This window comes from Roseomonas elaeocarpi (assembly GCF_042433915.1).
Lineage (GTDB): Bacteria > Pseudomonadota > Alphaproteobacteria > Acetobacterales > Acetobacteraceae > Roseomonas > Roseomonas elaeocarpi.
In genome coordinates, this window is record NZ_JBHLUN010000006.1 from 105,274 (window position 1) to 129,875 (window position 24,602).

At 71.9% G+C, this 24,602-nt stretch carries 26 protein-coding genes; 14 read left to right on the plus strand and 12 right to left on the minus strand.

Annotated features, from left to right (window positions below):
• The first annotated feature begins 237 nt into the window (after window positions 1-237).
• Together ACFFGY_RS09000 and ACFFGY_RS09005 are read left to right on the plus strand one after the other, a co-directional pair.
• On the plus strand, window positions 238-879 hold the full coding sequence (locus ACFFGY_RS09000) for a chromate transporter (RefSeq protein ID WP_377044139.1): 642 nt from the start codon (window positions 238-240) through the stop codon (window positions 877-879).
• Window positions 880-887: 8 nt separating this feature from the next.
• Complete coding sequence (locus tag ACFFGY_RS09005) at window positions 888-1,415, plus strand: chromate transporter (RefSeq protein ID WP_377044140.1); 528 nt, start codon at window positions 888-890, stop codon at window positions 1,413-1,415.
• Between the two features lie 59 nt (window positions 1,416-1,474).
• On the opposite strand, the gene fumC is transcribed toward ACFFGY_RS09005, so the two are convergent.
• The 3 genes from fumC to ACFFGY_RS09020 all read right to left on the minus strand — a co-directional run bounded on the left by fumC (window position 1,475) and on the right by ACFFGY_RS09020 (window position 4,650).
• Window positions 1,475-2,941, minus strand: coding sequence for a class II fumarate hydratase (gene fumC / locus ACFFGY_RS09010; protein WP_377044141.1), 1,467 nt, complete (start codon window positions 2,939-2,941; stop codon window positions 1,475-1,477).
• A 326-nt stretch (window positions 2,942-3,267) separates the two neighbouring features.
• Window positions 3,268-3,561, minus strand: coding sequence for a putative quinol monooxygenase (locus ACFFGY_RS09015; RefSeq protein WP_377044142.1), 294 nt, complete (start codon window positions 3,559-3,561; stop codon window positions 3,268-3,270).
• Between the two features lie 246 nt (window positions 3,562-3,807).
• Complete coding sequence (locus ACFFGY_RS09020) at window positions 3,808-4,650, minus strand: substrate-binding domain-containing protein (protein ID WP_377044143.1); 843 nt, start codon at window positions 4,648-4,650, stop codon at window positions 3,808-3,810.
• Between the two features lie 209 nt (window positions 4,651-4,859).
• Between ACFFGY_RS09020 and ACFFGY_RS09025 the strand changes: the two genes are divergently transcribed.
• Window positions 4,860-5,336 carry a CinA family protein gene (locus tag ACFFGY_RS09025; RefSeq protein WP_377044144.1) on the plus strand — a complete coding sequence of 159 codons (477 nt, stop codon included), beginning with the start codon at window positions 4,860-4,862 and terminating at the stop codon, window positions 5,334-5,336.
• 484 nt (window positions 5,337-5,820) lie between these two features.
• Complete coding sequence (locus ACFFGY_RS09030; protein ID WP_377044145.1) at window positions 5,821-6,264, plus strand: cupin domain-containing protein; 444 nt, start codon at window positions 5,821-5,823, stop codon at window positions 6,262-6,264.
• A 360-nt stretch (window positions 6,265-6,624) separates the two neighbouring features.
• On the opposite strand, the gene ACFFGY_RS09035 is transcribed toward ACFFGY_RS09030, so the two are convergent.
• The 3 genes from ACFFGY_RS09035 to ACFFGY_RS09045 are packed head-to-tail and all read right to left on the minus strand — an operon-like array spanning window position 6,625 to window position 8,487.
• Window positions 6,625-6,930 (minus strand): DUF6295 family protein, encoded by a 306-nt coding sequence (locus ACFFGY_RS09035; protein WP_377044146.1) that lies wholly within the window; start codon window positions 6,928-6,930, stop codon window positions 6,625-6,627.
• A gap of 12 nt (window positions 6,931-6,942) precedes the next feature.
• Complete coding sequence (locus ACFFGY_RS09040) at window positions 6,943-7,692, minus strand: dienelactone hydrolase family protein (RefSeq protein ID WP_377044147.1); 750 nt, start codon at window positions 7,690-7,692, stop codon at window positions 6,943-6,945.
• 54 nt (window positions 7,693-7,746) lie between these two features.
• Entirely contained in the window at window positions 7,747-8,487 is a 741-nt protein-coding gene (locus ACFFGY_RS09045; RefSeq protein ID WP_377044148.1) for a hypothetical protein, read from the minus strand.
• A 165-nt stretch (window positions 8,488-8,652) separates the two neighbouring features.
• On the opposite strand from ACFFGY_RS09045, the gene ACFFGY_RS09050 reads away from it, so the two are divergent.
• Complete coding sequence (locus tag ACFFGY_RS09050) at window positions 8,653-9,213, plus strand: nucleoside 2-deoxyribosyltransferase (protein ID WP_377044149.1); 561 nt, start codon at window positions 8,653-8,655, stop codon at window positions 9,211-9,213.
• Window positions 9,214-9,491: 278 nt separating this feature from the next.
• Here the strand turns inward: ACFFGY_RS09050 and ACFFGY_RS09055 are convergent, their stop codons facing one another.
• Complete coding sequence (locus ACFFGY_RS09055; protein WP_377044150.1) at window positions 9,492-9,740, minus strand: DUF3072 domain-containing protein; 249 nt, start codon at window positions 9,738-9,740, stop codon at window positions 9,492-9,494.
• A 428-nt stretch (window positions 9,741-10,168) separates the two neighbouring features.
• On the opposite strand from ACFFGY_RS09055, the gene ACFFGY_RS09060 reads away from it, so the two are divergent.
• Window positions 10,169-11,704: a vWA domain-containing protein gene (locus ACFFGY_RS09060; RefSeq protein WP_377044151.1), complete on the plus strand. Its 1,536-nt coding sequence runs from the start codon at window positions 10,169-10,171 to the stop codon at window positions 11,702-11,704.
• 81 nt (window positions 11,705-11,785) lie between these two features.
• Here ACFFGY_RS09060 and typA read toward each other — a convergent pair whose 3' ends face one another.
• Window positions 11,786-13,615: a translational GTPase TypA gene (gene typA, locus ACFFGY_RS09065; protein ID WP_377044152.1), complete on the minus strand. Its 1,830-nt coding sequence runs from the start codon at window positions 13,613-13,615 to the stop codon at window positions 11,786-11,788.
• A 766-nt stretch (window positions 13,616-14,381) separates the two neighbouring features.
• Here typA and ACFFGY_RS09070 point away from each other — a divergent pair.
• The 3 genes from ACFFGY_RS09070 to ACFFGY_RS09080 all read left to right on the plus strand — a co-directional run bounded on the left by ACFFGY_RS09070 (window position 14,382) and on the right by ACFFGY_RS09080 (window position 16,942).
• Window positions 14,382-15,680: an MFS transporter gene (locus ACFFGY_RS09070; protein WP_377044153.1), complete on the plus strand. Its 1,299-nt coding sequence runs from the start codon at window positions 14,382-14,384 to the stop codon at window positions 15,678-15,680.
• Between the two features lie 99 nt (window positions 15,681-15,779).
• Window positions 15,780-16,079 carry a hypothetical protein gene (locus tag ACFFGY_RS09075; RefSeq protein WP_377044154.1) on the plus strand — a complete coding sequence of 100 codons (300 nt, stop codon included), beginning with the start codon at window positions 15,780-15,782 and terminating at the stop codon, window positions 16,077-16,079.
• 11 nt (window positions 16,080-16,090) lie between these two features.
• Entirely contained in the window at window positions 16,091-16,942 is an 852-nt protein-coding gene (locus ACFFGY_RS09080) for a class III extradiol dioxygenase family protein (protein ID WP_377044155.1), read from the plus strand.
• Between the two features lie 204 nt (window positions 16,943-17,146).
• Here the strand turns inward: ACFFGY_RS09080 and ACFFGY_RS09085 are convergent, their stop codons facing one another.
• Window positions 17,147-18,484 (minus strand): NAD(P)/FAD-dependent oxidoreductase, encoded by a 1,338-nt coding sequence (locus ACFFGY_RS09085; RefSeq protein WP_377044156.1) that lies wholly within the window; start codon window positions 18,482-18,484, stop codon window positions 17,147-17,149.
• A gap of 278 nt (window positions 18,485-18,762) precedes the next feature.
• Between ACFFGY_RS09085 and ACFFGY_RS09090 the strand changes: the two genes are divergently transcribed.
• Entirely contained in the window at window positions 18,763-19,650 is an 888-nt protein-coding gene (locus tag ACFFGY_RS09090; protein WP_377044157.1) for a transglutaminase-like domain-containing protein, read from the plus strand.
• 77 nt (window positions 19,651-19,727) lie between these two features.
• Window positions 19,728-20,309 carry a P-loop NTPase family protein gene (locus ACFFGY_RS09095; protein ID WP_377044158.1) on the plus strand — a complete coding sequence of 194 codons (582 nt, stop codon included), beginning with the start codon at window positions 19,728-19,730 and terminating at the stop codon, window positions 20,307-20,309.
• A gap of 121 nt (window positions 20,310-20,430) precedes the next feature.
• On the opposite strand, the gene ACFFGY_RS09100 is transcribed toward ACFFGY_RS09095, so the two are convergent.
• Both ACFFGY_RS09100 and ACFFGY_RS09105 read right to left on the minus strand, forming a co-directional pair.
• Window positions 20,431-20,676, minus strand: a complete 246-nt coding sequence (locus ACFFGY_RS09100) for a hypothetical protein (protein ID WP_377044159.1) — start codon at window positions 20,674-20,676, stop codon at window positions 20,431-20,433.
• A 155-nt stretch (window positions 20,677-20,831) separates the two neighbouring features.
• Window positions 20,832-21,818 (minus strand): adenosine kinase, encoded by a 987-nt coding sequence (locus ACFFGY_RS09105; RefSeq protein ID WP_377044160.1) that lies wholly within the window; start codon window positions 21,816-21,818, stop codon window positions 20,832-20,834.
• A 464-nt stretch (window positions 21,819-22,282) separates the two neighbouring features.
• On the opposite strand from ACFFGY_RS09105, the gene ACFFGY_RS09110 reads away from it, so the two are divergent.
• From ACFFGY_RS09110 to ACFFGY_RS09120, 3 genes are all read left to right on the plus strand, one after another.
• Complete coding sequence (locus ACFFGY_RS09110; protein ID WP_377044161.1) at window positions 22,283-22,846, plus strand: bactofilin family protein; 564 nt, start codon at window positions 22,283-22,285, stop codon at window positions 22,844-22,846.
• A gap of 89 nt (window positions 22,847-22,935) precedes the next feature.
• Complete coding sequence (locus ACFFGY_RS09115) at window positions 22,936-23,496, plus strand: hypothetical protein (protein WP_377044162.1); 561 nt, start codon at window positions 22,936-22,938, stop codon at window positions 23,494-23,496.
• A 101-nt stretch (window positions 23,497-23,597) separates the two neighbouring features.
• Window positions 23,598-24,197, plus strand: a complete 600-nt coding sequence (locus ACFFGY_RS09120) for a 3'-5' exonuclease (protein ID WP_377044163.1) — start codon at window positions 23,598-23,600, stop codon at window positions 24,195-24,197.
• A 73-nt stretch (window positions 24,198-24,270) separates the two neighbouring features.
• On the opposite strand, the gene ACFFGY_RS09125 is transcribed toward ACFFGY_RS09120, so the two are convergent.
• Window positions 24,271-24,567, minus strand: coding sequence for a hypothetical protein (locus tag ACFFGY_RS09125; protein WP_377044164.1), 297 nt, complete (start codon window positions 24,565-24,567; stop codon window positions 24,271-24,273).
• Window positions 24,568-24,602: the final 35 nt, after the last annotated feature.

Below are 24,602 nucleotides of genomic sequence, written 5' to 3' on the forward strand. Positions count from 1 at the left end.
CCGGGACGCAGCCAAGACCTCGCGTGGAGGCTGCTTCCCCGGGGCGGGCACCCCTTGGGCGAGGTCATGCCGCCGGAGGCGGTCCCGAGACCGGGCTCGCGACCGCCCCGCCCAGGGCGGTGCGCCGGATGGGGGGGCCATATGGCACCGGCCCGCGCATGTCTCACGCGCTCCGCCGCGGCTTGCGCTCGTCTCCCGGCGGCGGGAGGTTGTGCAGGAGGAAAAAAGGAGGGGGGCGTGACGGAACCGACCGTGCGAAGCGGCTCGTCCGGCGCTGCGGCACTGCCGGCAGGGGGTGCCGGGGTGGCGGGCGGGGCCAACCCCTCCCTCGAACTCGCGCCCGGCCTTTGGGCGATCTTCGCGGCCTTCTCGCGCATCGGGCTCACCAGCTTCGGCGGGGGGCTGAGCGGCTGGATGCTGCGCGAGTTCGTGCAGACGCGCCGCTGGATCAGCGAAGGGGAGTTCCTCAGCGGCCTGGCACTGGCGCAGGCCTTTCCCGGCGTGAACGTGGTGAACCTGTCGATCTGGATCGGCTATCGCCTGCGCGGCGGTGCCGGGGCACTGGCGGGCGTGCTCGGCATCGTGGCGCCGGCCATGTTCGTGGCGATCGCGGTGGCGGCGGTGTTCGCGCGGCTGTCGGCCTATCACGCCGCGCATGTCGTGCTGGCGGGCATCGCCGCGGCGGCGATCGGGCTGTCGCTGCAGATGGGGCTGCGGGCGGGCTGGCGCGTGGTGCGGCAGGGCACGGTGCCGGTGGCGATCATGGCGGCGGTGTTCGTGGCGATCTTTTTCCTGCGCCTGCCGCTGCTGGCGGTGGTGGGCGGCATGGCGCCGCTCAGCATCGGCTGGGCGGCGTGGCAACAGCGCCGGAAGGGCTGAGGGGCATCATGGAAGCGGGCCTGTTGCTGCGGCTGCTGATCGTCTTCGTGCCGCTGTCCTTCCTGACGGTCGGCGGCGGGCAGAGCGTGGTGTCGGACATCCACCGGCAGTCCGTGTCGGTCTACGGCTGGATGACGGACGCGCAGTTCCTGGACCTGTACGGGCTGTCGCGCATGACGCCGGGACCGGGATCGCTGCTGGTGTCGCTGGTGGGCTACCACGTCGCCGGCTTCCTGGGGGCGATCGTGGCCTCGGTGGCGATCTTCGCGCCCTCCTCGATCTTGGTGTACGGGCTGGCGCGGCTGTGGGCGCGGTATCGCGGCGCGGCCTGGCAGCGCGCGGTGGAGGACGGGCTGGCCCCCGTCGCGGCCGGCATGATCCTGGCGGCATCCTCGACGCTGCTGGACGCGGCCGAGGGCGGGGCGCTGGCCTGGGGCGTGGCGGCGGGCTGCACGGCGCTGCTGCTGTTCACCAAGGTCAACCCGCTGCTGCTGATCGGCGGCGGCGCGGTGCTGTTCCTGCTGCTCGGCTGGTAGGAGCGCCGGAAGGCGCGCACGTCCGCGCGGCGGGGTGAGCCGCCGCGCGGGGATCGGGGTCAGGCGCCGGCGAGGCCCTCGCCCACCATCTTGCGCGCGTCCACCACGCGGTCGAACTCCTCCTCCGTGATGGCGCCGGTCTTGAGCGCCGCCTCGCGCAGCGTCAGGTCGTGCTCCATGGCGTCGTGCGCGATGGCGGCGGCCTTGTCGTAGCCGACCACGGGGCTGAGCGCCGTGACCAGCATCACCGACTGTTCCACCTGCTCGGCGATGCGCCGGCGGTTCAGCTCCGTGCCTTCCACCGAGAAGGTGCGGAACTTCTCGCAGCCGTCGGCCAGGATGCGGATGCCGTGCAGCACGTTGTTGATGATGATCGGCCGCATGGCGTTGAGCTCGAAGTTGCCCTGGCTGCCCGCGAAGGCCACGGCGTTGTCCTCGCCGATGATCTGGATGGCGATCATGATGATCGCCTCGCACTGCGTCGGGTTGACCTTGCCCGGCATGATCGAGGAACCGGGCTCGTTTTCCGGCAGGGTCAGCTCACCGATGCCGCAGCGCGGGCCCGAGGCCAGCCAGCGCATGTCGTTGGCGATCTTCATCACCGCCACGGCCACGTTGCGCAGCGCCGCGCTCACCCGCACCATCGCATCCAGCGAGCCCTGCGCCGCGAACTTGTTGGGCGCGGTGCGATAGGGCTGACCGGTGAGGCGCGCGATCTCGTCCGCCACCGCCACGGAAAAGCCCGGCGGCGCGGTGATGCCGGTGCCCACCGCCGTGCCGCCGATCGCGAGCTCCAGCAGCCCTTCGCGCGCCTGCTGCAGGGAGCGCACGGCATCGCGGATCTGGTGGGCGTAGCCGGACCATTCCTGCCCCACCGTCAGCGGCACCGCGTCCTCGAGATGGGTGCGGCCGATCTTCACCACGTCGCTCCATTCGGCGGCCTTGCGCTCGATGGTGGAGGCCAGCGCGTCGAGTTCGGGAAACAGGCGCTCGTCGAGCATCTTCACCGTGGCGACGTGCATGGCGGTGGGGAAGCTGTCGTTGCTCGACATCCCCATGTTGACGTCGTCGTTGGGATGCACCGGCTTCTTGGAGCCGATCTCGCCGCCCAGCAGCTGAATGGCGCGGTTCGAGATCACCTCGTTGATGTTCATGTTGCTCTGCGTGCCGGAGCCGGTCTGCCAGACGTAGAGCGGGAAGTGCTCGTCGAGCTTGCCCTCGATCACCTCGTCGGCGGCGCGCAGCATCGCGGCCGTCTTCCAGCGCGGGATGCGGCCCTCGCGCTCGTGCACCAGCGTGGTGGCCTTCTTCACCAGGCCGAAGGCGCGCGACACCTCGATCGGCATGCGGTCGTGGCCGATCGAGAAGTGCTTGAGGCTGCGCTGCGTCTGCGCCCCCCAGTAGCGGTCGCGGGCGACGGCGATCTCGCCCATGGAATCCGTTTCCGTGCGGTGCCCGGTGGCGTCGATACCGATCGGGATGTCACGCATCTGGGGCGTCTCGGACGCCGGGGCGCGGTCGGACATGGGGCAGGGCCTCCGTTGGGTTCCTGGAGATCGCGGCGCGGGGCACGGTCGGCCGCCGGCAGGGGCACCGGCGGGCGTGCGCGGGCTGGACGGCAATGAAAGGGTCCGCGGGCGGGCGGGGTTTCCTGCTGGCCACGGGAAAGCTTGGCCAGGGCGGCGGCTGCGGGGCTGGCGCGCAGCGCCGCGGATGCCGCCGCCGGGCGGGACGCGGCGTCGCGCTCCGGACCGGAGGAGCGTGCGTGCCCGCAGGACCGGACGGCGACCGGCGCGCCACCCTTGCACGATGGCAGATGCGCGGGGTGACGGGCCTGAGTTGGGGTGCCGCCTCAGGCGAGGCGGGTCAGCACCGAAACCTCGGAGCTCTCGAGGTGCTCGGGCAGCGCGGCGAAGAGTGTGGCGATGTGGGGGGCGGCGAGGTGACGGTCGAGCAGCTCTCGGCTGGCCCATTCCTCGGTGAACACGAAGCGGCGCGGGTTCTCGCTGTCGCGGTGCAGCTGGTAGGTGATGCAGCCTTCTTCCGCGAGCGTGGTGGGCACCACCGCGCGGAACATCGCCTCGACCTTTTCCTCGGCGCCGGGCTTGGTGACGAAGACGGCGACGACGGGGGTGGTCTGGCTCATGCGGTTTCTCCGATGTTGCGGGCCGGACGCTACCGACGGGCAGGATTGGTCACAAGCAGCGTGGCGGTGACACTCCCGTTGTCGGCCCGTTGCCGGCGCACGGCATCATGGAGCAGATGGCGTGCGACCCCCGGTGTGCGACCCCCGGCGGGCGGCGCCCCGGCCCGAAGCGCCGCCGGGCTGTTCCACGGCGGCGTCCGGTACCGCGCCCTTGAGAGCGGGGCGGCGTTCGGCTGGTGCTGCCCCTCAGCCCGCCATCGGCAGCAGGCCTTTCTCGCGCAGCACCGGCGCGGCGGCGGGTGCAGCGAGGGCCTGGATCAGCGCCCGCGCTTCTTCGGGGTGCTGCGACGCGGTGGCGATGCCGGCCGAGAAGACCGTGACCTCCTGCACCTCGTCGGGGATCGGGCCGGCGAAGCTGATGCCGGACACCGGCAGGAGTTCCGCCACCTGCTGAAAGCCGAGCTCGGCCTCGCCGCGCGCCACGATCTCGCCCACCGGGGTGGCCGGGATCATGCGGGCCTTGCCTCGCATCTGATCCTCGATGCCCAGGCGCTTGAACAGCTGGTCCTGGATGTAGACACCGCTGGCGCTGTCGGAATAGGCGACGGACTTCGCCGCCAGCAGCGCGGCGCGGAGCTTGTCCACGGTGGAGATGTCGGGCACCGGCGCGCCGGCCTTCACCGCGGCCCCGATCGGCGAGCGGGCGAGGTCCACCTTGGAGCCGGCCACGGCGCGGCCGTCGCGGATCAGCGCGTCCAGCGCGCTGCCCACCATGATCAGCACGTCCGCCGGCTCGCCCCGGGCGAGGCGCTGCGGGATGGCGTTCACGGTGGTGCCCATGGAGGGGCCGGGGCGGGTGGTGACGTGGTTGCCCGAGGCTTTCTCGTAGGCCGGCACGAGCGCCTGGTAGCTGGACTGGAAGCCGCCCGAGATCAGCACGCTGAGCTCCACGCCCGCCGCCAGCGCCGGCTGCGCCCGCGCCAGCAGCGGCGCGCCCAGGAGCGCCAGCAGCGTGGCGCGCCGGGTGAGGGCGGCGGAAGCGGTCGGGGATGGCGGAAGCGGGCTTTCGGGAGAGGAGGGGTTCGCCATGGGCTTCGGGCCTTCTGCCGGTGATGCGCGAGGCTCCTTTGCCGCCGTCGGATGTCCGGGCCAAGCCGTGAGCGACGCCTGGGCGGCGCACAGCTGCGCGATCAGCGGCGGGTGCGGTGCTGGCGGCCGGGGCGGGGCGGGGCCATGCTGCCGCCCCATCTCCCACGGCTGCCCGGCGGCGCGCGGGAGGGGAGCAGGGGAGGCGACGGATGCAGGAGTTGCTGGCGCAGGCGGCGGAGGTGGCGGCCCGGCTCAGGGCGCGCGGCGACACCCTGGCGGTGGCCGAAAGCTCGGCGGGCGGGCTGCTGTCGGCGGTGCTGCTGGCGCAGCCGGGGGCCTCGGCCTTCATGCTGGGCGGGGCCGTGGTCTACACCGCCGCGGCCCGCGAAGCGCTGCTGGGCATCACGCCCGAGGATATGGCCGGGATGCGTTCCGCCAGCGAACCCTACGCGCTGCTGCTGGCACGCCGGGCGCGCGATCGGCTGGGGGCGAGCTGGGGGCTGGCGGAAACCGGCGCGGCAGGGCCCGCGGGCAACCGCTACGGCGACGCGGCCGGGCACAGCTGCGTGGCCATCGCCGGGCCGGTCGAGATGGTGCGGACGATCGAGACCGGCGCGGCGGAGCGGGAGGCCAATATGCGGGCCTTCACCGCCGCCGCGCTGCAACTGCTGGGGGAGCATCTGTAAGGGGCGCCCATTCCCCGGGGGCGCGGGCGCGCGCCGCGGATGACGCGGAAAGCCGTTCTTATTGCGGCGGCTCCGTTTCTGATTGGTGCCGACACGCAACGTTGACGATGCTGCCTTCCGTTGCCCGGGACGCAAGCGTTGCGGGCGCGACGGGGATGGCTGCGGAACGGCGGCGCCCCGGCTGCGGGTGTGGTCTTGCGTGCCGGTCCGCTTCCGGCGCGATCCAGCCCATGGCGCGACACCGGCGCGCGGGCGGCCGCCGGCTGGGTGCGGCGGCGGGGTGAGCTGCCGGACGCGCGCGGCGCAGCTGGGGTGGCCCTGCGTCCTGCGCGGCACCGGACAGCTGCGCGCGATCACGGAAGCCGACGTGCCACGCTTCGCCGACACGCGGTGGTGCGCGCACTGAGGCACGGGATGTCGGAAAGCAGCCGCGCCGGAACAAAGGGCGATGCGCCGGGCGGCACGAGGAGGGAGGGGATCGGGAATGAGGATGCGGATGCTGGCGGCGTCGCTGCTGTTCATTGGGGCGGGCACGGCCCTGGCGCAGGACTGGACGCCACCCACCGTCGTGCCGGCCGACGCGCGCCACTGGAACAGGATCAACGACCTCGTCGTGGCGCAGGTCGCGGGCGATCGCAACGCGGCAGGCTCGCTCTACGCCAGCCACGTCACCTATCCGAAGGGTGTGCGCAACCTGCCCCATACCCATCCGGACGCGCGCATCGTCACCGTGCTGTCGGGCACCTTCTACCAGGGCTTCGGCGGCACCTTCGATGAGGCGAAACTGCAGGCCCTGCCGCCGGGCAGCGTCGTGGTGATCCCGGCCGGCACGCCGCACTACGGCATCGCGCGCGACGGCGACGTGACCTTGCAGGAAGTTGGCATCGGTCCGACCGCGACGACGCCCTGGGCCGCCGCGGCGCGGTAGGGCTGTTCGGGTGCCAATCCGGGGGAGCATGGCCGTTGCCAGATGTCGCGCTGGTGGTGCGTCCCGGGGGAGAGAAGGAATTCTCTCCCCCGGACCCCCACTCATCTTTTTCCGGGACGCTGCCGCGGGAACGGTGCAGGCCCGTCGCGGTACGGCGGCCGCTGGTACTGCTGAAACGGTTAAAGCGTCCTGTCAGCGCTTGCTGACACGTCCCTCGCTCCGGCTCCAGGAGCCGGAGCGCACGGCCCTGGCCACGTTCCTGCGGCAGCATCCCGGAAAAAGATGAGGGGCGAGGGGTTCGGGGAGGGGGAGAACTCCTTCTCCCCCTCCCCGTCAACGGTGCCGGGCGGCGCTCCCTCCTCAGGCCACGCGGACGAGCGCCGGTGTCGCGGCCTGGCCCCGGACTTCCGCTTCCTCCGCCTCGGCTGCCAGGATCGCGCGGGTGAGCGCGTCGCGCAGCGCCCGGGCGCTGTCCAGCGTCATCTCCACCGCGGCGCGGGCGCCGGGTTCGAGCGCGGTGTTGAGGAAGTCCAGCGTGATCACGTCGCCCAGCGGCGCGTGGCGCGCGTGGTCGTAGGCGACCACGGTGCGGCTCAGCGGGAACCAGGTGGCGCCGCGCTTGGCCATGCCGTCCGCGGCGACGATCTCGACGATCGAGGTGCACATCGCGGGTGTCCCTTACCGGTCCAGGTTCTGGCGGAAGAAGCGGAAGACCTTGTCCCAGGCATCCATGGTCTGCTCGGGGCGATAGATGGGCCGGTTCCAGTAGAAGAAGCCGTGGCCCGCACCGTCGTAGCGGTGGAACTCGTAGCTCTTGTTGTGCCGGCGCAGCTCGGCCTCGTGCTGGTTCACCTGCTCGGGGCTCGGCTTGCGGTCGTCATTGCCGAAGATGCCGATGAGGGGGCAGCACAGCGACGCCGTCAGCGTGATCGGGGCGACCGGCGTCTTGGGGTTGATCTCCTCCGGCTGCATGATCACGCGCCCGCCCCAGAGCTCGGCGCAGGCATCCACGTCATCGCGCTGGCAGGCATACAGGAAGGCGTGCCGGCCGCCGGAGCAGGAGCCGAACAGCGCGACCTTGCCGTTGCTTTCGGGCTGCGCGCGCAGCCAAGCCACCGCGGCCGCCGTGTCGCCCACGACCTGTGCATCCGCGACGCCGCCTTCGGCGCGGACCCGTGCCGCGACGTCGTCCGGATCACCCTCGCCCGCGCGGGAATAAAGGTTGGGGCAGATCGCGAGAAAGCCGTGATGCGCGAAGCGGCGCGTCGTCTCGATGTAGAACTCGCCCCAGCCCGGCAGGTGATGGATCAGCACCACGGAGGGGAAGGGACCGTCGCCTTCCGGCTTCGCCACGTAGGCGGTGACCGGGCTGCCGTCGTCACCCTGCAGGACGACGTTCCGGCACTGCATGCCTCGATAGAATGACATCGGTGGTTCTTTCACGGTTGCGGGCACGCGGCGCGGGATGCGCGCCCGGGCTCCTCAGCGGGCGGGGCTGTCGATGCGGGTGATCAGGGCGCGGATCTGGTCGGGCGGGATCGCGCCCTCCACCGGCAGCGTGCCGTCCAGCCGGAAGGCCAGGGCGCGGTCGGCGGTGGCGGCGGCGCGCAGGTCGGCCTCCGGCAGGAAGGTCGCCAGCGTTTCGGTGTAAAGGCAGTTCCGCGGCGCGTCGCAGCGCAGGTCGTGGTCGACCTCGCGCAAGGGACCCGGAACATGCCGGCCGATCAGGATGCTGGTGAAGCGCTGCCGGCCCGGCGTGGCGGCCTGGGGAGCGACCTGGGAACTGGCCTGGGTCGCGCCTTGGGCCGTGCCGGACTGGGCCGTGCCGGGCTTGGCCGTGCCCCGGGCACCATCCTGACCCCCGTTCTGATCCCCCTCGCCGGCGCGATAGGTGATCGCGAAAATGGCGCGGAAGATGCGCTGCGTCGGGTCGGCGTGGCTCCGGGCCGCGACCAGCCCCGTCAGCAGCAGCGGATAGGGCGCGTCGGCCGGCCGCTGCTCGATGCGCGGGGTGACGTTGAAGACCGTGTAGTTGCCACCGGGCGTTTCGCTCTCGTTCACCGCGATGGGCTCCGCCGGCGCCAGCGTGGCGATGCCGCCGGCGGCGGACACGGCCGCGGCACGCCCCTGCGGCTCGCTCTGGCTCGGCAGGGAGCAGGCGCCGAGCAGCAGCAGGGCCGTGGCGAGCGGAAGCGCGGGGGCGGAGGATCGGGGCAGGGGCATGGTCTCGGGTTATAGGCGCGGGGCGGGAGCGCGACCAAGGCTGCCGGGCCTTGCCGCACCGGCGCGGAAAGGGGCCGGGCGTCTGGACCTCCGCCGCAGGCTGGGGGAGACAGGGTTTCGTGGAACCGGCCGGGGGCGGCGGTGCAGAAGCGCGAGGATGCGGCGATGAAGGCTTACCTGGCGGGTCCGGACGTGTTCCTGCCCGAAGCGCGCGCCCAGGCGCGCCGCAAGGTCGAGATCTGCGCGCGCTACGGCATCACCGGCCGCCCGCCCCTGAACGAGGATGCGGAAGGACTGGCCGCGATCCAGGCGGATGAGCCGTGGCTGGCGATCTATCGCAAGGACGTGGCGATGATGGAGGAATGCGACATCGTGATCGCCAACCTCACGCCCTTTCGCGGCCCCTCGGCGGATGCGGGCACGCTGGTGGAGATCGGCTGGTTCGTGGGGCGCGGGCGCCCGGTCTTCGGCTATTCCAACGACGGCCGCGGCTTCGGGGAGCGCAGCCGCGACCACCTGCTGTGCGCGGCGGACCCCATCCCCGGCATCACGGTGGAGGATTTCGGCGTGCCGGATAACCTGATGGTGCCGGGCGCGGTGCTGGACGGCGGCGGGCTGCCGCTGCTGGTGCCAGAGGGCGGCGCGGTGCTGCCCTTCGACGCGCTGGAGGTGTTCGAGCGCTGCGTGGCGGCGGCGTCGCGCAAGCTGGGCCTGCGGGGCGGCTGAACGCCCGGCCGGCGGCGCACGGGCCTGACCCCCGGCGGCGGTGTGTGAGGCCCGATGGCCGCACGACCACCGGGAGCGCCGGCCTGGAGCGGGGGTTTTACGACCGCTGCGAACCGGAGGCGGGTATGCCGGGACCCCCGGCCCCCGACACATGGGTGCGGGGGCCGGTCCCGGCCGCCGGCGCCGGAGGGCTGCGCTTCACCGGGCCGGGGCGCGGGTGGTTCCGAGAACGGGACCGCCCGCGGGGAGGGGTTCAGGCCAGGCTCGGTGGCCTCTTCTCAGTGGTCCTTGCCGCGGCCGGTCTTGTTCTGCAGCGCGTCTATGCGCTTGGACGCCTCGGCCTTGCTGAGGCTGGGGTCGAACTCCTCGCCCGCTTCCTCGCTCAGCGTCTTGAGGTAGCTGGCCTGGGCGCCGGTCATCGCCTCGTCGCCCGTGGTCCAGTTGTCGGGGTCCTTGACCGTGTTGGAGCCGGGCTCCGGATCGGTCTTGGGGTTCTCGGGCGCGCTGTGCTGGTCCTGCTTTGCCACCGTCGTGGTCTCCTGGGTTGTTGTTCGCTAAACGTTCCGCGTGTTCCGGGGTTGCGGCCCGGCATCGCGGCGTCGGACCGTCACCGTCGGGGAACGCGGCAGGATCGGGGAAAGCCTTGCTTCCGGCGTGACAAACGAGCGAATTCCGGTGGGGAGGGCAGGTCCCGGCCCATGCGGCTTGCCCCAGGTCGGGCCGGCAATCCTCCGCGCAGGATTGATGGCCGAAGAATGACGTGGCCGCCATGATTTCAGACCGCCTGGCCAACGAGGCTGCCCTCCGACGGCGTTGCGAATCGGAAAGGCCGCAAGTGGCGCGGCCGCGGCGCAGCCCGGTGACACAGGGTGGTTTTCGCGTGAAAGCATGGGATCGGGTGGCACTGGCCGCCCTGTTGAGCCTGACGGCCTGCGAGGCGGCGGGACCGAGGGGCATGATCGCGCCTGCCCCCATGGTGGCACCGGCCCCGATGCCGGCGCAGGCGATGGCGCCGGGGCCGGCCCGGAACGCCTACGTTCCGGCAAGCGTCTCGCCGATGCCCGATGCCAGCCGCTTCAACAACGCCGAGGAAGGCGCCTACCGCCTCGTGGCGCAGGAGCCGGTGTCCACCTTCTCGATGAGCGCCGACACCCTGTCCTACGCGGTGGCGAAGCGCGCGATCAACGAGGGCTACCTGCCCCCGGCCCAGGCGGTGCGGCCGGAAGAGTTCATCAACGCCTTCCACTACCGCTACGCCGCGCCGCGCTCCGCCCAACGTCCCTTCGAGCCCACGGTGTCGGTGTTTCCGGCGCCCTGGGATGCGACGAAGCGGCTGATGCAGGTGGGGTTGCGCAGCTACGCCCCGCCGCGGGCCGCGCGGCCGAAGCTCAACCTCGTGTTCCTGGTGGACGTGTCGGGCTCGATGTCGCCGCCCGACCGGCTTGAGCTGGTGCGCAAGGCGCTGGGGCTGCTGGTGCCGCAGCTGCGGCCCGAGGACCGCGTGTCGCTGGTGACCTACGCCAACGGATCGCGCGTGGTGCTGGATTCGGTCGCCGGCGACCGGCAGGGCGAGATCCGCGCGGCGCTGGACGGGCTGGTGGCCGGTGGCGGCACCGGCGGCGCGCAGGGGCTGCAAACGGCCTATGACCTGGCCGCCCGGAACTTCGACGCAAGTGCGGTGAACCGGGTGGTGCTGGCCACCGACGGCGACTTCAACCTCGGCCCGTCCAGCCCGCAGGCGCTGGAGGAGCTGATCACCGCCCGCCGCGCCGGCGGCGTCTACCTGACGACGATGGGTGTCGGGCTGGACAACCTGAACGACCGCACGCTGAACACCCTGGCCAAGGCGGGCAACGGCACCTCGATCTACGCCGGCAACCTGGAGGATGCGCGCCGCGCGCTGGTGGAGGACTTTTCCGCCAACATCGTGCCGGTGGCCGACGACGTGAAGCTGCAGGTGGAGTTCAACCCGGCCGAGGTCTCGCAGTACCGGCTGATCGGCTACGAGACGCGGGCGCTGCGGCGGGAGGATTTCAACAACGACCGCGTGGATGCGGGCGAGGTCGGCTCGGGGCGGGAGGTCACGGCGCTCTACGAGTTCGTGCCGGCCGACGGGGCCGCCACGGCGCCGATCGAGCCGCTGCGCTATGCCCGGCCGCGTGCCAGGCCGGTGGCGTCGAGCGGCGAGTTCGCCTTCCTGCGCATTCGCTACAAGCTGCCGGGCGAGGCGCGCAGCCGGCTGATCGAGCGCGCGGTGGTGCCGGCGGACGTGGTGGCGCGGTTCGAGGAGGCTTCGGAGGATGCCCGCTTCGCCACGGCGGTGGCGGGCTTCGCGCAGGTGCTGCGGCGGTCGCGCTACCTGGGCGACTGGGGCCTGCCGCAGGTGGAGGCGGTGGCCGCGGGGGCGCGCGGCGCCGACGAGGACGGCCGGCGGGCGGAGTTCGTGTCGCTGGTGCGGCTGGCGCAGGCGCTGAAGCCCGCGGGGCGGTAGGCCGCCGGTTGGAAGCAGCCCGGGGCCCGGAAACAGGGCCCCGGAAACAGTTCGGGGGGCCGAAGCCCCCCGATCCGGTTCTTACGCCGCTTCGCTGTCGGCGCGGCGGGCGTGCTTCTTGCGCTCGTGCGGGTCGAGGTAGCGCTTGCGCAGGCGAACGGCCGTCGGCGTCACCTCCACCAGCTCGTCGTCCTCGATATAGGCGATGGCCTGCTCCAGCGACATGCGGCGGGGCGGAACCAGCAGAAGCGCCTCGTCCTTGCCGGCGGCGCGGACGTTGGTGAGCTTCTTTTCCTTGATCGGGTTCACGTCGAGGTCGTTCTCGCGCGAATGCTCACCCAGGATCAGGCCGGTGTAGACCTTGTTGCCCGGGTCCACGAACAGCGCGCCGCGCTCCTGCAGGGCGAACAGCGCGTACTGCACCGCCTCGCCGTCGGAGTTGGAGATCAGCGAGCCCTTCACGCGGCCGGCGATCGGCCCGGCCCAGGGCTGATAGCCCAGGAACAGGCGGTTCATCATGCCGGTGCCGCGCGTGTCGGTCATGAACTCGCCGTGGTAGCCGATCAGGCCGCGCGACGGGATGTTGAAGGTCAGGCGCACCTTGCCACCACCCGAAGGGCGCATGTCCTGCATCATGCCCTTGCGCAGCGACATCTTCTCGACGACCACGCCCGAGAATTCCTCATCGACGTCGATGACGGCTTCCTCGAACGGCTCCTCGCGCTCGCCGGTCTCGGGGTTGATCTGCGTCAGCACGCGCGGACGGCCGATCGTCAGCTCGAAGCCCTCGCGGCGCATCGTCTCGATCAGCACGCCGAGCTGCAGCTCACCGCGGCCGGCCACCTCGAAGGCGTCCACTTCCTCGGACACCTTCACCTTGATGGCGACGTTGCCCTCGGTCTCCTTGAAGAGACGGTCGCGGATCTGGCGCGAGGTGACCTTCTTGCCCTCGCGACCGCCCAGCGGGCCGTCGTTGATGCGGAAGGTCATGGTCAGCGTCGGCGGGTCGATGGGGATCGCCGGCAGCGGCTCGGTCACCTCAGGGGAGGCGATGGTGTCGGGGATGGTCGCCTCGCTCAGGCCGGCGATGGCGCAGATGTCGCCCGCCTGGACCTCGTCGACCGGGATGCGCTCCAGGCCCGAGAAGGTCATCAGCTTGGTCAGGCGGCCGGTTTCCACCACCGTGCCGTCCTGGCGCAGCACGCGCACCGGCATGTTGGTGCGGGCGACGCCCTGCTCGATGCGGCCCGTCAGGATGCGGCCGAGGAAGTTGTCGGCCTCCAGGATCGTGGCGTTCATCGCGAAGGGCTTGTCGAGGTCGACCACCGGCGCCGGAACGTGGCTCAGGATCAGGTCGAACATCGGCGCCAGGTCCTTGCGGGGACCGTCGATGGTCAGGTCGGCCCAGCCCTGGCGGCCCGAGGCGAACATGGTGTGGAAGTCGAGCTGCTCATCGGTCGCGCCCAGGGCGGCGAAGAGGTCGAACACCTCGTTGTGCACCTCGTCGGCGCGGGCGTCCTGGCGGTCCACCTTGTTGATGACCACGATCGGCTTCAGGCCGCGGGCCAGCGCCTTGGTCAGCACGAACTTGGTCTGCGGCAGCGGGCCCTCGGCCGCGTCGCACAGCACGATGGCGCCATCCACCATGCTCAGGATACGCTCCACCTCGCCGCCGAAGTCGGCGTGGCCCGGGGTGTCGACGATGTTGATCTTGACGCCCTTCCACTCGACCGCGGTGGACTTGGCGAGGATGGTGATGCCACGCTCGCGCTCGAGGTCGTTGCGGTCCATGGCGCGCTCGGCCACGGCCTGGTTGGCGCGGAAGGCGCCGGCCTGCTTGAGAAGGTTGTCCACGAGCGTCGTCTTGCCGTGGTCGACGTGCGCGATGATCGCGACGTTACGGATTTCCATAGGGGTCAGAACCGTTCCGGGAATGGGTGCGCGCACCGCTCCATGTTCCGGACGGCGCCCTGTTGCGGCGCACACATAGGCGTTCGGGCACGAAAAAGCGAGCGCTGGATGTGAGGGCTGCGCCGGACGCAGGGGTGCGTGTGGCGGAGGGCGGTGTTTCGCCCTTGCCCCGGGCCCCTGCTGCGCCCCGGATCGCCGGGCGTGTCCCCGCGGGCCACGGGTCCTTCCGAAGGGCAAGGTGGCGCGGGATGGGGGCGGATCGACCCGCACCGGGGCGAGATCGGGGAGGAACTTCCGCCGGGATCGCACGATGGTCCCGGGCGCCGCGCGGCGGGACTGGCCTGGTGCCGGGCCTTCCCGGCCGCCGGACGCTCACGGCCGGGCGGATCGGGCCGCGTGGCGCGGCGGCCTGCCCTGGGGAGGTGCTCCGTTTCACCGTGGCCGGGTGCGCCGGGGGAAAGGGCGGCCCGCCATGCCGCAAGCCGGCCCGTACGGGAGGCGCGCCCGGGCCCGACCGCCGTCGGGCCGCCCGGTTCCCACCTCCATCCCCGCGGCCCGGCGCAGCGGGCAAAGGGGCGGCTGCCGCGGCCGGCCGCCGGTTCATCCGCGCCGCGTCAGGCTCGATGCCCCGGAAGGGCCCGGCGACGGCAGGGATCTTATCGCCGCGCGCGCAACTTCGAAGGGCTGATGGCCAGGGCCTTCCATACTGTGCCGGGCAGTAATGGCGCTGAAGACGCTGACGGAAACGGTACAAGGGAGGCGGCGTGTGAGCGCGACAGCAGACAAGATCCATCCTCTCGGGGAGGCGAAGACGGAGGTCGCGCGATCGGGCGCCTCGCACTGGGGCGTGATGATCCTGGTGAGCCTGGGGGTGCTGATCGCCTATGCCGATCGCTCCAGCATTTCCGCCGCCATCGCGAACAAGCCCTTCCTGCAGTTCTTCAACCTGTCCGACGGCAATCGCGGCTGGATCGGGTCCGCCTTCTTCTGGTCCTACGCCGTGGCCCAGATCCCGATGGGCTGGATCGTCGATCGCTACGGCGCCAAGAGGCCCTACGCGATCTGCTTCGCGCTTTGGTGCCTGGCCACCGCCGCCACGGGCCTGATGACGACCTTTGCCGGGCTGATCTTCATGCGGGTGATGGTCGGCGCCATGGAAGGCGTGGTGATGCCGGCGAGCTACCGCTGGATCCGCCACAACGTGCCCGAGCGCCATACCGGTGCCGCCATCGGCATCTTTTCCATGGGCAACAAGATCGGCACCGCCGGCGGCGCCTCACTCGGGGCCTGGCTGATCGTGAGCTACGACTGGCGGCTGATGTTCATCGTCACGGGCCTGCTGGGCCTGATCTGGCTGCTGCCCTGGACGGCCTTCGTGAAGAACGATCTTCCGCGGAAGGAAGGGATGGTGGCCGCGCGGCAGATGGCGGCCTCGGTGTCCTTCCGCAGCATCATCACCTCCCCCGTGGTGTGGGGCGGCATGATCATCAACTTCTGCTACAGCTACTTCATCTTCTACTGCATGACCTGGATGCCGGCCTACCTCGTGGAGCAGCACGGGCTCTCGCTGACCCATTCCGCGCTCTACACCTTCTTCAGCTTCGGCGGCATCGCCATCGTCGCGGTGCTGGCCGGCTGGATGGCCGACAAGATCATCGAGCGCGGCGCAAGCCCGGTCACCACCCGCAAGGTTTTCGTGGTGCTGGGCTTCATCGGCGCCGGCACGGTGCTGTTCGGCGCCTACACGACGGACCTGAACGCGGCGCTGTTCTGGAACGTGTTCTCGCTCTCGTGCCTGGGGCTGGCGAGTGCCAACAGCCTCGCCCTTTGCGCGGTCACCCTGATCCCCCAGCGCGCCATCGGCATGGTCACCGGCGTGCAGCACCTGGCGGCGGGATTGTCGGGCGGTCTCGCGGCCGGGCTGTCGGGCTGGCTGCTGCATATCAGCGGCAGCTACGACCTGCCCATGAAGGTGATCGTGGTGTTCCTGGTTCTCGGTGCCGCCGCCTGCATCGTGCTGGTGCGCCCGCAATGGTCGCCGAAGGTGACGGAGGTCACGACCTAGAACCGCTTTCCGCCGCCCGGCGAGGGCGGCATCGGCTTTCCCGCGCCCCTCCGGCGCGGGCCGGATTTGAAACCCTCACCCTGGATGGGAAGGCGAGAGATGGAAGCCACGGAACGGATGCGCATGGGCATCTTCAACGGCGAGGATGCGCAACGCGGCTACGCGCTGAACAAGCTGTGCCACTCGCTGAACGACGAGCGGAACCGCAACGAGTTCATGGCGGATATCGACGCCTACTGCACGAAGTACGGGCTCAGCAGCGAACAGCGCGCCGCCGTGAAGAGTGGCAAGAAGAACGACCTGCTCGCCGCGGGCGTCAGCCTTTACTTCATGACCAAGCTTTCCCGCGCCTATGCCGGCGGTCCGCTGGCTCCCGTGCCGCGCGGCAAGGCGTCCTGACGAGGAACACCATGGCACAGCTCATCGGATGCATCACCACGTCGCACGTTCCCATGATCAGCCGGGCCGTGCACGAGAACCTTCAGGACGACCCGTACTGGAAGCCGTTCTTCGACGCCTTCGCGCCGCTCCATGCCTGGCTGGAGGACGCGAAGCCGGACCTGATGATCGTGATCTACAACGATCACGGGCTGAACTTCTTTCTCGACAACAAGCCGACCTTCGCGCTCGGCACGGCGATCGACTACCGCAACGGCGATGAGGGCTTCGGCCCGCCGCCGCCCCGCCGCTTCGCGAGCGACGCGAAGTTCGCCTGGCACGTGGCGGAGTCCCTGGTGGAGGACGAGTTCGACATCTCGACCTGCCAGGAAATGGTTCTCGACCATGCCTGCGTCACCGCCGGTGACCTGCTCTATCCGGGGCAGGAGACCTGGCCGATCCCGGTGATCCCGCTCGAGATCAACATCATCCAGCACCCGCTGCCCAAGCCCAGCCGCTGCTTCGCGCTGGGCGAGGCGCTGGGCCGCGCCATCAGCTCCTATCCTGAGGACATGAAGGTGGTGGTGGTGGCCAGCGGCGGGCTGTCGCATCAGATCAGCCAGGGCGGCTTCATCAACCGCGATTTCGACGCCATGTGCATGGACAAGATCGTGAACGATCCCCTGCCGCTGACCCGCTACAGCAACCAGGAATGGATCGATCTCGCCGGCAGCCAGGGGCTCGAGTTCATGACCTGGCTGGTGATGCGGGGCGCGGTGACCCGGGACGTCAAGCTCGTCGCGGAAACCTACCACGCGCCGCTGTCCCACACCGGCGGCGCGGTGATGCTGCTCGACACGCGGCCGGTGCCGGTGCCGGCGTAACGGGGTGGTCCGTCCCGGCCTCGCAGGGCCGGGAAAGGGCCCTGTCAGGCGGCCTTCCCGGGGGATGGGGAGGGGGGCGGTGCGGCAGGCGATCGGGCTTCGAGGGCGCGCGGCGTTCCCGCGCATCCCCGCCGGCCGGGCCGGCGCTGCCGCCGCACGGCTAGGACGGCTGCCTGCCGGCCGCAGGGCGGCCGGCGTGCGCCCTCACATCATCCCAGGCTTCTGAATCGGCGAGCCGTCCACCAGCCGCTCGTAGCGGAAGGGCCTGGGGTCCACGATGGGCGCGCGGCCCAGCACGAGGTCGGCGGCCAGGTGCCCGGCGCCAGGGCCGATGCCGAAGCCGTGGCCGCTGTAGCCGGTGCTCAGGAACAGTCCCGGCAGCCGTTCCACCGCCCCGATCACCGGCACCGCGTCGGGTGTCGAATCGATCCAGGCGCCCCAGACCCGGTCCATCTTCGTGCCCGCCAGCGCCGGGAAGGAGCGGCCGAGCTGTGCCAACGCGGGCTCCACCACGGCGGTCTTGGGTGCAGGGTCGAGGGTGCGCATGTCCTCCTGCTCGAAGATCGTCGGGCGATCCAGCGGCCAGCTTCGGCCCAGCGCCTGCGGGCCGCGGAAGAAGGAGGAGCCGATCGCGAACTTCACCATCTTCCGGCGCGCCATCAGCGTGGGCCAGAACTTGCGGGCGTAGCGCAGGCCCTGCGGGGTGATCTCGATCTCGCCGCGGTTGTTGGCGGCGATGATGTAGCCGCCGTTGCCGCGCCGGCCGATCGTGATGTCGGGGGTGTAGAGGCCGCCGGGCGTGACCTCGGCCGCGGGCTCGGTGAGGAAGACGGTGGAGCGGATGCTCGATTGCGGCAGGTCGATGCCGTGCCGTCGCAGCATCATCGAGGACCAGGCGCCGCCCGCCAGCAGCACCGCGCCCGCGCGCAGCCGCCCGTGTTCCGTGACCACGCCGGTGACGCGGCCGCCCGCCACGTCGAGGCCGCGCACCGCGCATCGCTGGTGGATCGTGGCGCCCAGGCGCTGCGCGGCGGTGGCGATGGCGGGGGCGGCCATCCGCGGCTCGGCCATGCCGTCGTTGGGCGAATGGATGCCGCCGATCCAGGCGCCGTCATTGCCGGGCGTCATGGCGCGGGCCTCCTCGGCACTCAGGAGACGGCTGTGGAACTGGTAGTTCCGCGCCATCTCGATCCAGCGGCGCCAGGTGTCGAGCTCCGCCTCGGACCGGGTGGCGTAGACCAGGCCGCAGCGGCGGAAGCCGAGGTTGATCCCGGCCTCGCGCGGCAGCGTGTCCCACAGCTCCATGGAGCGCAGCATCAGCGGGATCTCGCGCTCGTCGCGGTTCTGCACGCGGCACCAGCCCCAGTTGCGGCTGGACTGTTCCCCGGCGATCACGCCCTTTTCCAGCACCGCGACACGGCTGCCGGCCTTGGCCAGGAAGTAGGCGGCGGTCACCCCCGCGATGCCGCCACCGATGATGGCGACGTCCACCGCCTCCGGCAGGGCGGCGTCGCTGCGGACGGGATCAACGGGCGGGGACATGGGCGGGCGGTTCTCACGCTGTGATGCGGTGCGGCGGGCAGGGTGCCACCGCCGGCCGCGGCGGCCCAGGTGCCGCGGGCCGCTCCTTTCCGCCTGGCCGGGGGCAGTGGCCTGCGCGGAAGGCAGGTTTTCGGCCGGCTGATCACCGGGGCGGCAGGGGAAGCCGCGTGCGTGCGGCCTTACGGGACGCCGCGGCGGAAAAGCTGCTGGTGCGGCGCAGCGAAACCCGGCCTGGGTCGTTGTGCGGGTGCCATACCCCACCTCGTTCCGGAGCCAGCATGAAGATCCGCCTCGGCTGCCAGCTGGGCTACCGCATCAACGGTTCCACCACGCTGGTGCTCAACATCCAGCCCGCCGAAACCCCGCGCCAGCGCGTGCTGCACGAGGTGCTGCGGATCACCGCGACGGATGGCGACGGTTCCGGGGGCGGCGAGGGGCAGGCGGTGCCGTACGAGAGCTGGACCGCAGCCGTGACCGGCAACCGCTACCTCCGCGTCCGGGCGGCGGCGGGCACGGCGCTGCTGGTCCACCACGAGGCCGAGGTTCTGCTGGAGCCGCAGGTCGCGGACCCGGCCGGGATCAACGAGGTGCCCTATGCCGAGCTGCCGCCCGAGGTCCTGCCGCACCTGTGGCCCTCGCGCTTCTGCGAATCCGACAAGCTGCAGCGGCTGGCCTGGCGCGAGTTCGGCGCCATCGCGCCCGGCCACGGGCGGGTGACCGCCATCTGCAACTGGGTGAACGACCGGATCGCCTACCTGCGCGGTGCCTCCAACCCCACCACCACCGCCACCGAAACGCTGCTGGCCGGCGCCGGGGTGTGCCGGGACTTCGCGCACCTCTCGGTGGCCTTTTGCCGGGCCCTGGGCATCCCCGCGCGCTTCGTGTCGGCGCATGCGCCGGGGCTGGTGCCGCCCGACTTCCACGCCGTCTTCGCGGCCTTCCTCGGGGGTCGGTGGTGGCTGTTCGACGCCACCCGGCAGGCGCCGCTGGACGCGCTGGTGCGGATCGGCGAAGGGCGCGACGCGGCCGAGGCCGCCTTCGCCGAGATCAACGGCGATGCCGTGCCGACCGGCATGGAGGTTCATGCCGAGGTCACGGAAGGACTGGACGTCGCGCACGGCGCGCGCACAGTCGGGGCGGTGGCCGACGTGGCGGAAGCGCCCTGAAGGGCCGGGAAACAGCCGGCGGCGGCTTCCTGGCGGAAGACCAGTCCCTGGCGGCGGTGGCAGAGGGTTGCGGGCGGATGCGACGCATCGTGGTCATGGGGCCGCCGGGCAGCGGCAAATCCCGCCTCGCGCGGCAGCTGGGGGAGCGTCTCGGGCTGCCGGTCTTTCACCTCGACCGCTTCTACTGGCGGCCGGGTTGGGTCGAGGCCCCCACGGTGGAATTCCGGGCGGAGGTGGAGCGCCTCGCGGCGCTGCCGGGCTGGGTGATCGACGGCAACTACACCGGCACGCTGGAGATGCGCCTGCGCCGCGCCGACGCGGTGGTGTTCCTGGACGTGCCGTCCTCGCTGTCGCTGCTGCGGGTGCTGCGCCGCTGCCTCCAGGGCTACGGCACCGTGCGGGCCGACGTCGCGCCGGGCTGTGCGGAGCGGCTGGACCCGGGCTTCCTGTTGTTCACCTGGCGCTGGAACCACCGCCAGCGCGCCCGCAACCTCGCGATGCTGGAAGGCTTTCGCGGGCCGGTGACGGTGCTGCGCGGCCGGGGCGCCGTGCGGAACTACCTGGCGGGCCTCCGGCGGTCGGCCGGGGAGGGCGGTGTCACGGGAGCTGACGCCGGGGCGGCCCGGCCCGGGGAGTGGACAACGGGCGGCGCGGGCTGACGGGCAGGTGGCGGGCGCGTCCTGGCGCTGCCTGCCTCGTTCAGGGCGGCGCCCCGCGCGGAAGCGGGGCGCCATTGGGGCATCGCGAGGGGGGGGGCCATCGGAGCACCCGCCGGGATGCTCAGTTGCTGATGCGGGCCGGGGAGCGGGCGTCGATCGTCGGCTCCATGCCGCCCGGCGCCGGACGGCCGCCGCCGATCGGGTTTTCCATGTCACGGCCTGGCACCAGCTCGGTCGGGCCCAGCGCCGCGGAAGGCTGCGCGCCCTGCACCGGCGTCGAGGAGCGCAGGCCCTGCGACGGCGCGCCGCAGGCGGCGAGGCTGCCCAGCAACACGGTGGCGGCGAGGAAGCGGACGGAACGGTTCATCGTGAAACTCCTGTGAACAGGGTGGCCGGCGACGCGAAAGCGGGCGTGGCTGAGGAACACCCGCGACACGGGCACGGTTGCCGGGCGCAACCCGGGCCCGTGGCCCCGTGCCCGGCAGCACCCGCGCGGTTGGCGCGCGGGTGCCTTGGATGGGTTCAGCCGAGGCCGAGCAGAGGCTTGAGGTCGGCCTGCGGGCGGGCGCCGAGATGGCCAATCACCTCGGCCGCGGCGATGCCGCCCCAGCGACCGCGCTCGGCCGGCTGCAGGCCGCGCACATGGGCCGCGAGGAAGCCGGCGGCGTAGGCGTCGCCCGCGCCGGTGGTGTCCACCACGGTGGCGGGGGCCGCGGCCACGGCGTGAGCCTCCCCGTCCACCACCACCACGCTGCCGGCAGCGCTGCGGGTCAGCGCCGCGATCTTGATCCCGTCGCGCCGCACGGCGTCGAGCGCGGCCTCGAAGCTGCCGACCTCGTAGAGGCTCATCACCTCGTCCTCGTTGGCGAAGAGGATGTCGGCGTGGCGGCTCACGAAGTCGCGGAAGGCGGCGCGGTGGCGGCCGACGCAGAAGGCGTCCGACAAGGAGATCGCGACCTCGCGCCCGGCCTCACGCGCGATGGAGGCGGCGGTGCGGAAAGCGTCCTGCGCGGCCGGCGGGTCGAACAGGTAGCCTTCCATGTAGGTCACGGCGGCGCCGCGCACCGAGGCCTCGTCGATGTCGGCCGGGCCGAAGGTGGTGCAGGCGCCGAGATAGGTGTTCATGGTCCGCTGGCCGTCGGGCGTGACCAGGATCAGGCAGCGCGCCGTGGGCAGGCCACCGGTGGCGGGGGCGGTGGGGAAGTGGATGCCGCCGGCGCGCAGGTCATGGGCGAAGACGGTGCCCAGCGCGTCGTCGGCCACCTTGCCGAGATAGCCCACGCGGGCGCCGATCGCCGCCGCCACGGCGCAGGTATTGGCGGCCGAGCCGCCGCTGCTCTCGATGCCGGGGCCCATGGCGTCGTAAAGGCTGCCGGCCTCGGCGGTGTCGATCAGGCGCATCTCGCCCGGCGTGAGGCCGCGGGCGCTGAGCAGCGCGGGCTCGGCGCGCGAGATGACGTCCACGATGGCGTTGCCGATGCCGAGGATGTCGAGGTGCGGGGCGGTCATGCGCTGTGGTGTTTCCGGGCGTGTTGCCGCACCGCCCTAGCAGGCCGAAGCCGCGCCGTCAGGGGGGCAGGTGGCAAGGCCCGAACGTGGCCGCCAGGTTCCCCGCGCTGCTACTTAGAGTTGAATCTGGTTGAGGCTGGCCTTTGTGCAACAGTGGACGGATCGATTCGCCACAATTGAACCACTTCACGAACACGTGCTAGCCGGGTTCGGTCCGGGCAAGGAAGGCGGCGGGGGCCGTCATCCCCGGTGACGCAGGCCGCCGGGGGGGACACCGGTCGCCCGCCGCAACAGTTGAATGGGGGAGCCGCTCTATGTCCGTGTTTCGTCGCAAGCGAGAGGATGCCGTTCCGCCCGCGAACGAGGCGCCCTCGGCCGCCGTGCCGGTGGCCCGCGACCCAGAACTGACAGTGCCGCCCTTCCGCCCGGCCCCGCCGGCGTCGGGGGCCGCGAAGGATCAAGCGATGAGCCTGCCTCCCAAGCCCAATGCCATGCCGGGTGCGCCCCAAGGAATGAATCCGGGGATGAACCCCGGGGCGAGCCCCGGGATGAACGCCGTGCCGGGTGGCTTCGGCCCCAGCCCGGCCCAGGGCGGCGCCATGCCGGCCCGCCCCGCCGCCGGGCAGCCGAATGGCCGCCCGCAGCCGGCCGAGCGCCGCACCCTGGTGGTGGGCAAGGGCATCAGCCTGCAAGGCACGGTGGCGGATGCCGAGCGCCTGGTGGTCGAGGGCACGGTCGAGAGCCAGATGATCCAGGCGCAGGAGCTGCAGATCAGCCACTCCGGCGTGTTCAAGGGTGAGGTCGAGGTCGAGGACGCCGAGATCGCCGGCGTGTTCGACGGCACCATCACCGCGCGCGGCAACCTGATCATCCGCGCCACGGGCCGGGTGCTGGGCGTGGCGCGCTGCCGCCGCCTGCAGGTCGAGGAAGGCGGTCAGCTGTCGGGCCGCATGGAGATGCTGTCGGACAACGCCCAGCCGCGCTCCTTCGCCCCCCAGCCGCGCGACGAGAGCACCGCCGAAGCCTGAACCGCACCGGCCCCGCGCCGAGCGGGGCCGGCCCAGGAGCGGAAACGGGGCCGGGTGGTCGGGACCGGAACCATGGGAGCCGATGCACCGTGAGCCGGTCGGGCCTTCTTCGTTGGCCGCACATGCCGCGCGCGGGCCTCGCCGCGGGCGCGGTGCTGTCGGGCCTGGCGCTGGCCGGGTGCAGCGACAACAGCGGCGCGCTGCCCGACAAGGCGGCGCTGCTGGCCGAGGTGATGAACAGCTACCGCGCCTCGCTCCAGGCGGTGGGATCGCCCGATGCCCCACCCGGCGAGGCCGCACCCTCCGATGCCGCCCGGCAGGCCGCAGCGCCCCTGCGGCCCGTGGCTTCGCGCGTGCCTGCTGGGCTGAGCAGCCTGCCGGGCGGTGTCGCCGCGCTCAACGGGCAGGCGGCGAACACCGTGTCGCAGCTGCTGGGCCAGCCCGTGCTGCGCCGCGCCGAGGGATCGGCGCAGATCTGGCTCTACACGGCGCGCGACTGTCAGATCGACATCGTCTTCTATCCCGGAACCACGCCGAACGATCTGCGGGTCGGCTGGGCCGCGGCGCGCGCCGCCGGCACCGGCCGCGTGACCGAGGACAACTGCCTGCGCGAGGTGGCCGCGGCCGGCGCGGGGCGGCCCGGGACCTGACGCGGCGGCTTCGGCCACGTGGCAGCGTTCCGGCGGAAATCCGTGCTGCATCAGGCGGGGCGCTGCGCCGTTGAACCGCAAAGGCTTGCGGGAGCGGCGGCATGGCGCGGGTTTTCCTAGATTTTGAGGCGTCCTCGCTGGAGCGGCACGGCGTGCCGATCGAGGTCGGCTGGAGCTTCGAGAACGGGGAAGGCCCCGACGAGAACCACCTGATCCACCCGGCGCCCGGCTGGGACGATTGGTCGGCCGAGGCGGAGGCCGTGCACGGCATCCCCCGGGCGCGTCTTTTAAGCGAGGGCGAGCCGCACGGCGCCGTGGCGAACCGGCTGCTGGAGGCGCTGCGCGGCCACGACATCCTGGCCAGCGCGCCGTCCTGGGACGGGCACTGGCTTAGCCTGTTGCTGCGCGCGGCCGGACTGCCACGGCACGCGCTGCGGCTGCGCGACACCGAGGAGGCGCAGGCGGAAGCGGCCGCGGCGCTGTTGCGCGACGGCGGTTTCACGCCCGGGGAGGTGGCGGAACGCCTGCCGGCGGTCCTGGCGGCCGAGCGCGAGGTGCCGCTGGGCCCGCCGGCGCACCGGGCGCTGGAGGATGCGCTGCGCGAGCGCGAGGTGTTCCGCCGGATCCTCGCGCGCGCCGCGGCGGAGGTCGCGGGGCGGGGTGAAGCTGCGGGTGACCGGCGCGGGGCGGGCGCCGCCTGAGGCCGCGCGCCTCAGCGCTGCGGTCGGCCGACGGCGCTCGGTTTCAGACAGTCCGGCGTCGGATAACCCCGGCTCAGATGAACTGCCCGCGCAGAAAACCCAGCGCCGGCAGCGGCGTCCACTTGCGCGGCAGGTCGGCCCGGCGGATCGGCGCCACGCTGTAGTGCGGCACCGGCTGCTGGCTGCCGCGCAGGAAGCTGGCATAGGCGCTGACCTGCTGTTCCCGCCAGGAGCGGTCCGACAGCGCGGCGGCGCGGTTGCTGAAGATTTCGGCGACGCGGTGTGTCTTGCCGAAGGTGGCCATCACGGCCCAGAGGGTGTCCTCCGCGGAACCGGTCGCGGAGGCACGCAGGCTGACGACTTGATTCATCGCCCGTATGTAAGAACGCCCCGGGGCGGATCAGA